Source organism: Pseudomonas sp. L-22-4S-12, from assembly GCF_009799935.1.
In the GTDB taxonomy this organism is placed as follows: Bacteria; Pseudomonadota; Gammaproteobacteria; order Pseudomonadales; family Pseudomonadaceae; genus Aquipseudomonas.
The window spans coordinates 949,097-961,700 of sequence record NZ_WELL01000001.1 but is presented as its reverse complement, the minus strand read 5'-3'; the positions used below and the strand labels follow the sequence as shown (position 1 = coordinate 961,700).

The 12,604-nt window shown below is 66.2% G+C and carries 17 protein-coding genes; 8 read left to right on the top strand and 9 right to left on the bottom strand.

Annotated features, from left to right (window positions below; genetic code table 11):
- The first annotated feature begins 71 nt into the window (after positions 1–71).
- The gene (locus F3I16_RS04370; protein WP_160492498.1) at positions 72–503 is read left to right on the top strand and encodes a hypothetical protein; all 432 of its coding nucleotides are present in this window, start codon (positions 72–74) and stop codon (positions 501–503) included.
- 22 nt (positions 504–525) lie between these two features.
- Here the strand turns inward: F3I16_RS04370 and F3I16_RS04365 are convergent, their stop codons facing one another.
- Positions 526–1,080 carry an isoprenylcysteine carboxylmethyltransferase family protein gene (locus F3I16_RS04365; protein ID WP_160492497.1) on the bottom strand — a complete coding sequence of 185 codons (555 nt, stop codon included), beginning with the start codon at positions 1,078–1,080 and terminating at the stop codon, positions 526–528.
- A 104-nt stretch (positions 1,081–1,184) separates the two neighbouring features.
- On the opposite strand from F3I16_RS04365, the gene F3I16_RS04360 reads away from it, so the two are divergent.
- From F3I16_RS04360 to F3I16_RS04335, 6 genes are read left to right on the top strand one after another with little or no spacing between them, the layout of a single operon-like run.
- Complete coding sequence (locus tag F3I16_RS04360) at positions 1,185–1,592, top strand: beta-hydroxyacyl-ACP dehydratase (RefSeq protein WP_160492496.1); 408 nt, start codon at positions 1,185–1,187, stop codon at positions 1,590–1,592.
- On the top strand, positions 1,585–2,469 hold the full coding sequence (locus F3I16_RS04355; RefSeq protein WP_160492495.1) for an ABC transporter ATP-binding protein: 885 nt from the start codon (positions 1,585–1,587) through the stop codon (positions 2,467–2,469). Before F3I16_RS04360 ends, F3I16_RS04355 begins: the two co-directional genes overlap by 8 nt.
- Positions 2,466–3,653 (top strand): ABC transporter permease, encoded by a 1,188-nt coding sequence (locus tag F3I16_RS04350; protein ID WP_160492494.1) that lies wholly within the window; start codon positions 2,466–2,468, stop codon positions 3,651–3,653. The genes F3I16_RS04355 and F3I16_RS04350 overlap by 4 nt, the downstream gene beginning before the upstream one ends.
- Positions 3,635–3,904 (top strand): acyl carrier protein, encoded by a 270-nt coding sequence (locus F3I16_RS04345; RefSeq protein ID WP_160492493.1) that lies wholly within the window; start codon positions 3,635–3,637, stop codon positions 3,902–3,904. The genes F3I16_RS04350 and F3I16_RS04345 overlap by 19 nt, the downstream gene beginning before the upstream one ends.
- Complete coding sequence (locus F3I16_RS04340; RefSeq protein ID WP_160492492.1) at positions 3,901–5,019, top strand: beta-ketoacyl synthase N-terminal-like domain-containing protein; 1,119 nt, start codon at positions 3,901–3,903, stop codon at positions 5,017–5,019. The genes F3I16_RS04345 and F3I16_RS04340 overlap by 4 nt, the downstream gene beginning before the upstream one ends.
- Positions 5,016–5,573 (top strand): hypothetical protein, encoded by a 558-nt coding sequence (locus F3I16_RS04335; protein WP_160492491.1) that lies wholly within the window; start codon positions 5,016–5,018, stop codon positions 5,571–5,573. Before F3I16_RS04340 ends, F3I16_RS04335 begins: the two co-directional genes overlap by 4 nt.
- Before the next feature lie 228 nt (positions 5,574–5,801).
- On the opposite strand, the gene F3I16_RS04330 is transcribed toward F3I16_RS04335, so the two are convergent.
- From F3I16_RS04330 to F3I16_RS04315, 4 genes are read right to left on the bottom strand one after another with little or no spacing between them, the layout of a single operon-like run.
- Positions 5,802–6,815 carry a BtrH N-terminal domain-containing protein gene (locus tag F3I16_RS04330; RefSeq protein ID WP_160492490.1) on the bottom strand — a complete coding sequence of 338 codons (1,014 nt, stop codon included), beginning with the start codon at positions 6,813–6,815 and terminating at the stop codon, positions 5,802–5,804.
- On the bottom strand, positions 6,812–7,219 hold the full coding sequence (locus F3I16_RS04325; RefSeq protein WP_160492489.1) for a hypothetical protein: 408 nt from the start codon (positions 7,217–7,219) through the stop codon (positions 6,812–6,814). Before F3I16_RS04325 ends, F3I16_RS04330 begins: the two co-directional genes overlap by 4 nt.
- Positions 7,220–7,222: 3 nt before the next feature.
- Positions 7,223–8,368 carry a beta-ketoacyl-ACP synthase III gene (locus F3I16_RS04320; RefSeq protein WP_160492488.1) on the bottom strand — a complete coding sequence of 382 codons (1,146 nt, stop codon included), beginning with the start codon at positions 8,366–8,368 and terminating at the stop codon, positions 7,223–7,225.
- Positions 8,369–8,387: 19 nt separating this feature from the next.
- Positions 8,388–9,305 (bottom strand): dialkylrecorsinol condensing enzyme, encoded by a 918-nt coding sequence (locus F3I16_RS04315; RefSeq protein WP_160492487.1) that lies wholly within the window; start codon positions 9,303–9,305, stop codon positions 8,388–8,390.
- Between F3I16_RS04315 and F3I16_RS04310 the strand changes: the two genes are divergently transcribed.
- Positions 9,282–9,785 carry a DUF2141 domain-containing protein gene (locus tag F3I16_RS04310; protein ID WP_256670065.1) on the top strand — a complete coding sequence of 168 codons (504 nt, stop codon included), beginning with the start codon at positions 9,282–9,284 and terminating at the stop codon, positions 9,783–9,785. The genes F3I16_RS04315 and F3I16_RS04310 overlap by 24 nt on opposite strands.
- Positions 9,786–10,084: 299 nt before the next feature.
- On the opposite strand, the gene F3I16_RS04305 is transcribed toward F3I16_RS04310, so the two are convergent.
- From F3I16_RS04305 to F3I16_RS04290, 4 genes are all read right to left on the bottom strand, one after another.
- Positions 10,085–10,654, bottom strand: a complete 570-nt coding sequence (locus tag F3I16_RS04305) for a lipocalin family protein (protein ID WP_160492486.1) — start codon at positions 10,652–10,654, stop codon at positions 10,085–10,087.
- Positions 10,654–10,908 carry an outer membrane protein assembly factor BamE gene (gene bamE, locus F3I16_RS04300; RefSeq protein WP_160492485.1) on the bottom strand — a complete coding sequence of 85 codons (255 nt, stop codon included), beginning with the start codon at positions 10,906–10,908 and terminating at the stop codon, positions 10,654–10,656. Before bamE ends, F3I16_RS04305 begins: the two co-directional genes overlap by 1 nt.
- Before the next feature lie 70 nt (positions 10,909–10,978).
- Entirely contained in the window at positions 10,979–11,578 is a 600-nt protein-coding gene (locus F3I16_RS04295; protein WP_160492484.1) for a DUF924 family protein, read from the bottom strand.
- 3 nt (positions 11,579–11,581) lie between these two features.
- Positions 11,582–12,589: a class 1 fructose-bisphosphatase gene (locus F3I16_RS04290; RefSeq protein ID WP_160492483.1), complete on the bottom strand. Its 1,008-nt coding sequence runs from the start codon at positions 12,587–12,589 to the stop codon at positions 11,582–11,584.
- Positions 12,590–12,604: the final 15 nt, after the last annotated feature.

Sequence of the window (12,604 nt, the reverse complement as noted above, 5' to 3'; positions counted from 1 at the left end):
GGAGGCCCCTTTTGATCAGGCGCCAATCGTCTACCGTGCCGGCCATCATAACCATGAAAGCGGAGTTGAGCATGCCCACCAGGTTATTTGCCCTGTCTTTCCTCGTCCTCCTCAGCCTGCTCGGCGGCTGCACCCAGAGCGACCCGCAAGCCGCGCTGGAAGCGGCCGTGCAGCAGCTGCAGGACAATCTGGAGGCGAAAGACACCGGCGCCGTGCTGGAGCAACTACAGCCGCAGTTCAGCGCCCAGCAGCAGTACGACCGGGCCTGGGCCCAGCGCACCATGGCCCTGCTGTTCCTGCGCCACAAGCAGGTCAAGGTGCTGGCCCTGAGCCAGAGCAGCCGCATCGACCCGACCTACAGCAGCAAGGGCCATACCGAGGCGCAAATCGCCATGACCGGCGCCGAGGGCCTGATCCCGGACAGCGCCCGCCATTACAGCGTCAAGCTGGAGTGGTGGCTGGAAGACGGCGAGTGGCGCCTGGCCAAGCTCGACTGGGAATAGGCACCCTACGGCAGAGGAACCTTCAGAACAGGTAGGGCACGAACATCTTGCTGCGCGCCATATAGGCGCGGTACGCATCGCCGAAGTAGGCCAGGCATTCCGCCTCGTCGCGCCGCGCCGCCAGGTACAGCAGCAGACTGGCCAAGAGGGCCAGGGGCAAGGTCAGGCCATTGAGCTGTTTGCAGGCGATGCCCCAGGTCAGCAGCAGCAGCGAGCAGAACAGCGGGTGGCGGATGAAGCGGTAGATGCCGCCGGTGACCAGTTGCGAAGTGCGCTCGAAGGCATACAACTCGTCGTCGACCCGCTGCTCGCTCGGCCGGCCATCGCGGCGCAGCTGGAAGATGCCCAGTCCCAGCACCAGCAGCGAAGTGAACAGCAACAGCCAGGACAGCTTCTGGTGCAGGGCGTAGCGGTCCTCGAACCAGACCGGCGCATTCAGTACCAGCAGCGCCAGCATCACCTCCCAGGCGAAGAAGCGGTAGAAACCATGGGACTGCGGACGACGCAGCACTCGCCAGGAAATCCCGATCAGGGCTGCCGAGCCCAGGGCAAAGGCCAACCACTGCTGCCACATCATCCTTGCACTCCTTCTTCAATATGCCGCGCAGGCTACAGGCCAGGCGCTGCGCCTGCTGCAGGCCCTCTGTTACACTGCGCGGCCACCTGTTTCGACCGCCCGCAATGGACCGCACCCAACTGCACGCCCTGCTGCCCCATCAAGGCCCCGCCCTCTGGCTGGACGGCCTGCTGGCGCACGACGCCCAGCGTATCGAAGGGCTCAGCGCCTGGCAGCATCTGGCCGCCTTCGGCGCCGATGCCTCGCCCTGCCTGCTGTTCGAGGCGGCAGCGCAATTATGCGCGGCGCATGGTGCCCTATACGGCGCCGATAGTGCCATCGAAATGGCCCTGGTCGGCAAGCTCTCGCAGCTGCAGTTGCACCATGAGCCGAGCCAGCGCCAGGGCGCGCTGCGAGTCGCCGCCAGCCAGGAGGCCCTGAGCCCGGCCGGCGCGCTGTACGCCTTCACCATCCATAGCGACGAGCGCCTGCTGCTCGACGGCAAACTGCTGCTGGTGCTGGTCCGTGCTTGAGCTGCGCGACCTCGGTTTCCGCTACCCGGGCAGCGAACGGACGGCGCTGCATGGTATCAACCTGCAGCTGCAAGCCGGCCAGTGCCTGGGCCTGCTCGGCAGCAACGGGGCCGGCAAGACCACCCTGCTCTCGCTGCTCAGCGGCGTGCTGCCGCTGCAACAGGGCGAGCTGCGCTGGAGCGCCACCCCGCGCCTGGGCCTGGTACCGCAGCAACTGGCCTTCTACGCCGGGCTCAAGGTGCGCGAGAACCTCGAACTGTTCGCCGACCTCTATCGCCTGCGCGGCGACGAGCGCCGCCAGCGCCTCGACCAGTGCATCGCCACCTGCGCCCTAGAAGACAAGTTGTCACGCCGCGCCGAAGGCCTGTCCGGCGGCGAGCAGCGCCGCCTGAACTTCGCCATTGGCCTGCTGCAACCGGCCGATCTGTACCTGTTCGATGAGGCCACGGTGGGCGTCGACGCGGCCAACCGCCAGGCCCTGCTCGGCGCCATCGAACAGCTGAGCGGCGCCGGCAAGACGGTGATCTACACCAGCCACTACCTGGAAGAAGTCGAACGGGTCGCCCAGCGCATTCTCCTACTGCACGAAGGTCAGGTGCGCCTGGATCTGGACAAGCGCCAGCTGCTCGGCGACGACCACGGCCTGCTGCTGGAATGGCCGGACGCCGCGCCGGCGGGCCTGCAGGAGCTGCTCGCGCGCCTGCAGTTGACGGTCGAGGTGCTGCCCGGCGGACTGCGCATTCCCCAGCTGGATGGCCAGCAGCTGCTGCAGATCAGCCAGTTCATCGCCGCGCAGAAACAGCTGCCCAACCTGCTGCGCTTCGGTCGGCCGTCGCTGGAGCAGCTCTACCTGCGCCTCAACGGAGGCCGGCTATGAGGCTGCAGGCCCTGGTGCGCAAGGAAGTCCGCCTGCTGCTGCGCGACCCCCACGCCCTGGCCGTGCTGTTCATCATGCCGGCGCTGTTCCTGGTGCTGATGGCCGGCGCCATGTCCAGCTATCTGCAGGACCGCCCGCCGGCCCTGCGCCTGGTGCTCGACATCCCCAGCGCCAGCGATTCCAGCCAGTTCTTCCAGGCGGCCCTGCAGGCGCAGTTGCCCGGTAGCGAGCTGCAGGCCGAGAGCAGCGAACCCCTGGCCCATGTGCGCCTGAGCGCCGAGTTCGCCGCCACCCTGCTGGACAGCCCGCACCAGGGCCCCAGCCTGAGTTTCCCCGCGCAGTTCGACAAACTGGCGCGCCAGCGCCTGCACAGCGCGGTGAGCATCGCCCTGGCACAGACCCGCCTGCAGGCCTTCCTCGTCGACAGCGGCATGCTCGACCCGGCACTGAGCCTGGACGAGCGCCTGCAACAGGTGCAGCAACGCACCCAGAGCCAGATCGACGAGCAGGAACAGTTGGCCAGCGGCGACCTCAGCGGCCGCGCCAATGCCAGCCAGCTGAGCGTACCGGCCTGGCTGATCTTCGGCATGTTCTTTATCACCCTGCCGATGGCCGGCGGCTTCCAGCGCGAACAGCAGAGCGGCACCCTGCTGCGTTTCCGCTGCCTGGGGCTGAGCCTCGGCACCCTGGCCCTGAGCAAGCTGCTGCCCTACTTCGCCCTCAACCTGCTGCAGTTCGCCCTGCTCCTGGCCTTGGGCGTGTACGGCCTGCCCGCCATCGGCCTGCAGGCCCTGAGCCTGCCCGGCAGCGCCGGCGCCTATGCCCTGCTGGCCGTCAGCGTGGCCCTGGCCACCTGCAGCCTCGGCCTGCTGCTGGCCGCCCTGGCGCGCAGCAGCGAGCAGGCGCTGCTGCTCGGCGGCGGGCTGAACATCCTGCTCGCCGCCATCGGCGGGATCATGGTGCCGAAAAGCGTGATGCCGGCGGCCATGGCCCAGCTGGCCGAAGTTTCCCCGATGAGCTGGGCGCTGGACGCCTTCCTCACCCTGCTGGTGGGCCACGGCTCATCGGCCGACATCGCCCCCTACTGCGCGCGCCTGCTGCTGTTTGCAGCGGTGTGCGGGCTGGCCGGGCTGCTCCTGTTCCGCCACCGAGTGCAGCACACGCAATGGACCACAGACTACTAGAACAACAACTCAAGCAACTGCTGATTCGTGAGTGCGACAAGGAAGACGACATCGACTGGCAGAGCATCGCCGACGACGAGCCGCTGTTCGGCACCAAGAGCCGCATCGCGATGGACAGCCTGGACGCCCTGCAGGTGTCGCTGGCCCTGCAGCAGCACTACGGCGTGCGCATCGAAGGGGCCAAGGACGGTCGCAAGATCCTCGGCAGCATCGCCAGCATCGCCGACTACATCCGTAGCAGCGCAAAGTGATTCCGGTCTACCTGCAACGCGGCGTGTTGCACAGCTGCCTGGGCGACGACCTGGCCAGCGCCGCCCACGCCCTCGGCCAGGGCACGCTGCCGCCGGCCGGGCAGTTCCTCCTGCATGAGCAACGGCAGCCGCGGCCCTACCTGCACGCCGGCCCCAGCGCGGACGACCTCAGCCTGCGCCTTGATCACCTGCTCGATGAGCTTCTCGGCGCCGACGCCCAGGATCTGGACGACTGCCTGCTGATCATCGCCAGCACCAGCCTGGATATCACCGAGCTGGAAAGCCGCGCCAGCGCCGAGCAGGGCTTTCGCCCGGAGCATTCGACGCCGCTCGATTTGCTGGCCGAACGACTGCGCCAGCGCCGCGACTTTGCCGAGGCCTTCACCCTCAACACCGCCTGCACCAGCGCGGCCAACGGCCTGCTGTATGGCGCCCGCCTGCTCGCCGCTGGCGCTTACCAACGGGTGGTGCTGCTGGCCTTCGAGACGCCCAGCGCCCTGGCCATGCAGGGCTTCGGCGCGCTGGAGCTGACCAGCGCCAGCGGCCAGTACCGGCCGTTCCACCCCGAGCGCGACGGCCTGATCCTCGGCGAATGCTACGCCGCCAGCCTGCTCGGCCTGCAACCCGGCCCGGCCCCCTTGGCGCGCCTGCTCGGCGGCTACAGCGCCTGCGACACCAGCAGCCTGACCACCACCTGTGAAGACGGCAGCCACATCGACGCGGTGATGCAGCAGGCCCTGCGCAGCGCCGGGCGCAGCGCCGCCGAGGTGGCTCTGGTCAAGCTGCACGGCACCGCCACCGGCGCCAACGACCACGCGGAGAGCAACGGCATGCGCCGCCTGTTCGGCGCACAACTGCCGGCGCTGTGCGTGCTCAAGCCCTGGCTCGGCCATACCCTCGGCGCCTGCGGCCTGAGTGAAACCCTGCTGCTGGCCCAGCGCCTGCAACAGGGCGCCCTGCCCGGTCTCGATTACGCAAACGAAGCGCTGTTGCTCCTGCCGGCTCAGCCCCTCGATGTGGCGACGGATGCCTTGCTGCTGGCCAACTTCTTCGGTTTCGGCGGCAATAATGCCAGCCTGGTGCTGCAAGGCTGCAGCGCAGGAGCACGGCCATGAGAGTGATAGCCGCCAGCGAGATCCACGGCCGCGCCGCCACCAGCGACAAGGAGCTGAAGGCCGCACTGAGCCAGTGGCTGGACAGCCCGCCCCGGCGTATCGACCGTCTGATCTTCCAGGCCCTGCTCGGCGCCGCCGCGCTGAAGGCACAGGTGCGTAGCGACTGCGGCCTGTACCTGGCCTCGCGCCACCCGGCGCGACCGACCATGGGCGCGCTACTGGATGCCGTGTGCGTGCAGCACAAGCAGCCAAAACCCTTCGAATTCGTCAACAGCGTGAGCAATGCCGCCGGCTTCCACGTCGCCCAGCAGCTGGGCCTGGAAGGGCCGAACCTGTTTATCGGCGCCGGATCGCGCGTATGGCCGCAGCTGCAGGCACTGGCTGGGCTGGACTTGCAGGATGGGCTGATCGGCCAGGCGCTGTTGCTGCTGGTCGAGGAAAGCGAGGATTTCCGAGTGCAAGGGGTGTTGCTGGAAGGCAATCAGCCAGGCACGCCAGCCGCGGATTTCGCCGCATTGACGGCCGGCATCGAGGTGCGGCGCCTCGACCTGTAGATACTGTTATTCAGCACAAGCTTTTTGCAGGAGCCAGGGGGACGCCTAGTCCTTGCTGGCGATCAGCGGGACGCTGTCTGCGTATCGCCAGCAAGCTGGCTCCTACAGGATCAGGCGGTGGATGACGCTCTTTTCATCCATCATCTGCCCCGCTCGGTGGATCGATCAGGCGCGCCCTGGTTGTAGCCCTCTCCCTAACCCTCTCCCGTAAACGGGAGAGGGGAGCCATCAGCCTTTGCGCTTGGCCCAGGCACCCAGTTCTTTCATCAATACCCGCTCCTGCCCGGCAATGCCGCGCAGCATTTCGGCTATCGGGCGGAAGTCCGGCGCCTCGCCCTTGTTGCGGCTGGCGCGCACGCAGGCCGAGGCGAACTGGCGCCAGTCGTCGCCGATGGCGGTGAGCTGGGCCGAAGCCTGCTGCAGCGGGGCCGCGCCGATCAACTCGCCGGCCTCCTGCAGGAAGCTGGCGTACATGAAACGGAAGCCGGCGCCGCCGGTGCCGATCTCTTCCTGCATACGCACGATATGGGTCAGGTACAGGCGGTTGTACTTGGCCTGCGCCGGGTCGAGCTGCTCGATCTGCTTGGCCAGGTGCTGGATGCCACGAATGCCGATCCACGGCAGCGGCATGCCGTCGAGGATGCGCGTGGTCGACAGCACGCTCTGGCGTACCAACTGCTCCCAGTCCTGCTCCAGCGGCACCTCGTCGAGCCAGTACATCAGGCCCTTGGCCGCCAGCGCGCCCTTGGCGAAGCGGGCTTTCTGCAGGTCGGCGCTGGCGCAGCGCACCGGCTCCTCGAACACCGGATCGCTGATCAGGTACTCGTCGCCATCCCGGCCGTAGGCCAGCAGGTTGTGCGCGTTGAAGTGGAAGCGCATCTCCGGCGGGAAGTACGGCAGCCAGAACACCGAGCTCTGCAGGCCAGCCAGGCGCCCGCTGTCCAGCAGCGCATCCAGTTCGCGGCGGCCCTGCTCGGGGTTGCCGAAGGTGCGGCTGTGCAGGCGTGCGCCAAGGCGTTTGCTGAGGGTCTTGATCAGGTGCTTGGGCGGCATGCGGTAGGCAATCAGCGGCATACCGCTGAGCTTGACGATCGGCAGGTAGGCGAAGGCCAGACCCGAGGCCAGACCGAACGCCATCGGCTCACTCATCGGCAGGCCGGCATGGCTCAGCAGACTGGCCATCACCCCGCTCTCGCAGTGGGCGCTCTGGCGGTGCTGGAAATGCGGTTCGAAGCGGGTCATGCCGGGGCCTTCTGGTAAGCGATCAATTGCGCGACGGGCAAGCCGAACGCATCGGCGTAGCGAGCCAGGATGGCGGCGCTCAGATTGCGGTAGATGGCCGGGCGAAAATGCCGGCGAATGCGCCATTGCCACAGCCCGGTGATCTGCGCCAGCGCCGGCTCATCCAGGCGGTAGCGGTACATCAGGCATTTCAGCGGCGACAGCTCGCCGCGCTGCCAGGCGGCTTCGGCCTCTGCTTCCTGCTCCTGCAGCTCGGCCACGGCGAGCTGGGTGGCATAGGCCTCCGGCTCCCAGCCATCGCTCTGCGCGCGCTGGTAATGGCCGCTGGCGTCCACCGCGTAGACCAGCTTGCTGTGGCCACCGTAGGTGGAGCTGTGGTCCTGGGGCACTTCGTCGAGCTTCATGGGCTAAACCACCGTCAGATGCATAAAGGCACTGGAAAAACGCCCGCTTTCGGGCACATAGCAGAGCAAGCGCTGACCGCTGCGCAGACTACCGCCGTTGAACAGTTCTTCGAGGATGATGAAGATCGACGCCGCGCCGGTGTTGCCCTTGCTGGTCAGGTTGGTGAACCAGCGCTCCTGCGGGATCGGCAGGTCGGCATTGGCCAGGCCCACGGCCAGCGGCTCGCGGAAGAACTCCGAGCTGTAGTGCGGCAGGAAGTAGTCGATCTCCTCCACGCGCAGCTCGCGGCGCGCCATGATGCGCTTGAGGGTTTCTTCCACCGTGTATTTGACGATGTTGTCGTTGAGCAGTTTGACGTCCTGCTTGATCGCCATCACCGAGCGGCGGTTACGCTCTTCGGCATCAAAGCGGCTCCAGCCGGTCAGCTGGCCATCCCCCATCTCGGCGCCGGCGTACATGCACGGCGGCATCTGGTCGGCAAAGGAGAGGATGTCGATCCAGTCGATGCGCAGGCTCGGCCCACTGGCATTCGGCTGGCCCTGCAGCAGCACCGCGCCGGCGCCGTCGGAGAGCATCCAGCGCAGAAAGTCCTTCTCGAAGGCGATCTCCGGGTGGTGTTCAAGCTCGTCGACGCGGCTTTCGTATTCGGCGTTGAAGTTGCGCGCGTGCATCAGGCTGGAGGCGACCTCCGAGCCGCAGGCCACGGCGTTGCGGCTCTCGCCGCTGGCCACACTGAGCCAGGCGTACTTCAGCGCGGTCATGCCGCACAGGCAGATGCCGGCGGTGGAGACCACCTCGCACGGCGGGTTGCCCAGCTCGCCCTGAACCATCACCGCATGGTTGGGCATGACCTGATCCGGCGAGGAGCTGCTGGCCACCAGGCAATCCAGATCGGCCAACTCGAAGCCGCCACCCAGCAGGCCACGCACGGCGGCGGCGCTGAGCTGGGCATTGCTCAGGCTCGGCTCGCCGCTGACGGGGTCGATCACATAGTGGCGCTGCTGGATGCCGTTGCGCCGCAGCACCAGCTTGCGCGCCCGCGACGGCTGGCCGCCGACCAGGCCCAGGCGCGCTTCCATCTGCTCGTTGTCCACTGGGGCGTGGGGCAGACAGGCGCTGATGCGGTTGATGAACACGGGTTGTACCACGGGCATTCCTCGGGTCACTTCACTCGCCGGACGGGCCGGCAAAGTAGGCCTTCTCACGCTGGATGCGCGCCTTGAACAACGGCGCCAGCAACTTCTTCAACAGGGCACTGAGCGGCACCACGGTGACGATCAGGCACAACAGGAAAACGATATAGATCACCAGCCCCACGCCACGCCGCCGACTCTGCTGCGGGCCGAGGGCGGCGAGCAGGCGGCTCCACAGCTGGAAGCTGCGGTTGCCGACCTTCTCGCTGGCGATCAGCTTCTCGTCGATCTTCACCGCGCCCAGGCCCTTGAGCATCGGTTGCTCGATCGGTAGTCCGTCGGCGCTCAGGCGCGTGGCCATGGCCGCGCCGAAACGGCTGGCCGCGGCGATCTCGGCCGGATCTATGCCGGCACGCGGCACCCAGCTATAAGCCTTCTGCCGACCGGTGAACAGCCACAGCGGGGTGGCCAGGAAGCTTGCCGCAGTGCCGCAGGCGTCGGTCAGGGCGATGTTATCCACCAACCGCGCACCCAGTTCGGCGAGCCGCAGCTTGACCTTCTCCTGGGCCATCAGCCACATGTTGCGGCAACCGATCAGGGTCACCACCGGGGTGTCCTTGAGCAGGCGCGCGGCCTCGGGCGAGGCGAGGAAGCTGGTCAACGGCAGCGACGGCGAGAGAAACCACACCTGGTAGGCAAGGATCACCAGGTCGTAACGTTTGCCGGCATCCACCGCCAGCGGCAGCAGTGGTTGCGGGCGCTGCAGCACGGTTTCCGGGAAGATGCGGAAGAAACCGAGGAACGGCCAGGGAAAGGGAAACGGCTGCGCCGGCTGCAGAGCGAGGAAGTCCACCTGGATATCGCTGCACGCCTGCAACGGCGCGCACACCGACTCCACCAGCCGATCGAGCTGGCCGGTTTGCGAAAAATGGACCACCAAAACCTGGCGCATTCCGAGCTAATTCCCTGCAAAATGCGCAAGATTATGCCACAGCGAATTCTTCAAACCGTAACCAGGGCCGGCTATCAAGGTCTGTTAGGCCTGCTGTTCGTCAGCTCGCCAGCCTGGGCCGGTGACATTCTGGTCAGCCTAGAAGGCAAACAGGCCAATGGCGCCGTGCACCTGGCGCTGGTCTTCGCCGACCGCCCTGCGTGGCAGGAACCGCCGCTACGCCTGATCCAGGGCGAGGAGTCGCTCTTGCGCCTGCGCAACCTGCCGCCCGGGCGCTTCGCCATCCAGCTGTTTCAGGACAGCAACGGCAACGGCCGTCTCGACCTCAGCCCCCGTGGCATACCGCTGGAGCCGGTGGGGTTTTCGAACAACCCCGCCCTGCTCAATGGCAAACCCAAGCCGCTGGATTGCCTGATCGTGCATGGAGCGGCGGACAGTCAGCTGACGGTCCGGCTGCAGGCGCCGCGGGGCAAGCCTTAGAAACGCTTAGGCCTCGACGTCGACGGCAATGGTGGATAAGTGGAGCGTTATCCACACGGCCTGATCCTGTAGGAGCCAGCTTGCTGGCGATAGGCAGACAGCGTCCCGCTGATCGCCAGCAAGGACTAGGCGTCCCCCTGGCTCCTGCAAAAAGCTTGTGCTGAATAACAGTATCTAAAAGCAGGCACAGAGAAGCGCCCCTCTCCCCAGCCCTCTCCCGTAAACGGGAGAGGGGGCAGAAGCGCGGATATCTGCCTATCGCCGCTTCACTGATGCAAGAAAGATCATTACAGGCCCTGTTACTGGCCGATCTTGTCATCCGCCACGCGCCAGATCAGCTCGCTGGTGTCATAGCCGCGCGCTTGGGCCTGCTGCAGCATCTCGGAACGTGTCTCCAGGGAAATCTGCGCGTCACGCGTCAACAGCCAGAGGTACTCGCGATTGGGATTGCCGACCAGCGCGGTGCGGTAATCGCTATCCAAGTAGAGCACCCAGTAATCGCCCTTGGCCACGCCAGGGAACAGGTTGCTGAACCAGTTATCGAAGCTGACCCACAGCTTGTCCGTCTGCCCGGCCACCTGCGGGGTCGCCTGGCCTTTGGCTTCGATCCACTCACCGTCGAGGGTACGACAGCGGTTGAGCACGCCAACCGCGCCATCGTCCTGCAACTGATAATGCGCCTCGGATTGCGCGCAGTTGCGCTGGAAGAACATCGGCAAGCGCGCCTGCTCGTACCAGGTGCCCTGGTAGCGTTGCAGATCGACTGAACCGGCGGTCTGCGGCGCCTCGCTGCTGGCACCCGGGCCGGCGCAACCGATCAGGCCCAGCAGAACCACAGGGAGCCCCAGGCCATACCATTTGCGCGCCATCACTTCAGGCCCTGGCCGGAAAACATCATGACCTTGTCGCCAGCGTACTGCACGCTGATGAAGACCTTCTCATCGCCCCAGTTGCAGCTGGTGATACCGATGGCGCCGGAGCACTCGGTGGGGCTACCGAGCAGACTTTCCACTTCGGCCTTGGGCATGCCGGCCTTGAGCTTGGCGTAGTTTTCCTGATTCACCTTGCTGCACGCGGCGAGCAGGACACAGGCGGACAGCAGGGCAAGATTGCGCAGCGACATGGGAGACTCCTGAGGTTCTTGAACTGCGGGAGAGCTTGGCACAGTCAGCCCGCTTGTGCGCCATTGGACGTCAGAAGCGTGAGCCGGGTTCCTGCAGGAAGGTCATTTCGTCCGGCGTCGAGATACGTGCGAGGATCGCGTTGCGATGCGGAAAGCGGCCGAAACGGGCGATTACATGCTGGTGGCGCACGGCATAGTCGAGGTATCCGCCAAACAGCTCGCGCTCGATGGCCGGCACCTGCTCACGCAGGGCGCGGAAACGCTCGACGGCCAGGTTCTGCGTGACCAGATCCTCGGCATGTTCCAGCACCAGATAGACGAATACCTGGCGAATCGCCGCGAGCTGCCGCTCCAGGCCTTGGGCCAGCCCCCAGCGCACCAGTTGCTGGGCGCGGGCATCGCCGGCAAAGGCCTGTGGCGTAGCGCGATGGATCATCCGTGGCAGCTGGTCGAGCAGCAGGATCAGCGCCAGCCAGCCCTCGGCCTGCTCGGTCCAGTCCTGCAGTCCGCCGGCCAGGGCCTGGGCACTCAGCTCACCGAAGCGCTCACGCGCCTCGGCATCCTGACTGGCCTGGTAGCCGAACCAGAGTTTGCTGCGCTGGGCAGCCACCGCGCTGGCGGCTTCGGCGTCACCGAACCACCAGTCGAGCAAGGGCTGCCAGGCCGCCACGCGTCAGGCCTGGTGGTAGGCCGTGGCGCGCTCGACTTCTTCCTTGGACCCTAGGAAGACCGCCACGCGCTGGTGCAGGGACTCCGGCTGGATGTCGAGAATGCGCTGGGTGCCGTTGGTGGCAGCGCCGCCAGCCTGCTCGATCAGCATCGACATCGGGTTGGCTTCGTACATCAGGCGCAGCTTGCCCGGCTTCTCCGGCTCACGGGCGTCGCGCGGGTACATGAACAGACCGCCACGGGTGAGGATGCGGTGCACGTCGGCCACCATCGAGGCGATCCAGCGCATGTTGTAGTTCTTGCCCAGCGGGCCTTCCTTGCCGGCCAGCAGCTCGGAGACGTAGCGCTGCACCGGGGCTTCCCAGTGACGCTGGTTGGACATGTTGATGGCGAACTCGGCGGTGCTTTCCGGCACGCGGATGTTCTCGTGGGTGAGCACGAAGCTGCCCATTTCGCGATCCAGGGTGAAGCCCATCACGCCATCGCCGAGGGTCAGCATCAGCATGGTCTGCGGGCCGTAGATGGCGTAACCGGCGGCGACTTGCTGGGTGCCCGGCTGGAGGAAGGCCTCTTCGCCAAGATCACCGCTTTCGCCATTGCGATCTGGGCAACGCAGCACGGAGAAGATGGTGCCGACCGAAACGTTGACGTCGATGTTGCTGGAGCCGTCGAGCGGGTCGAACACCAGTAGATAGGCGCCTTTCGGGTACTGGCCAGGAATCTGGTAGGCATTGTCCATTTCTTCGGACGCCATGCCGGCCAGGTGGCCGCCCCACTCGTTGGCTTCGAGGAGAATTTCGTTGGAGATTACGTCGAGCTTCTTCTGCACTTCACCCTGCACGTTCTCGGTGCCCATGCTGCCGAGTACGCCACCGAGGGCGCCCTTGGACACGGCGTGGCTGATTTCCTTGCACGCACGTGCGACCACTTCGATGAGGAAACGCAGATCAGCCGGGGTGTTGTGGCTGCGGGTCTGTTCGATCAGATAGCGGCTGAGGGTGACGCGCGACATGGGAGAGGCTCCGGG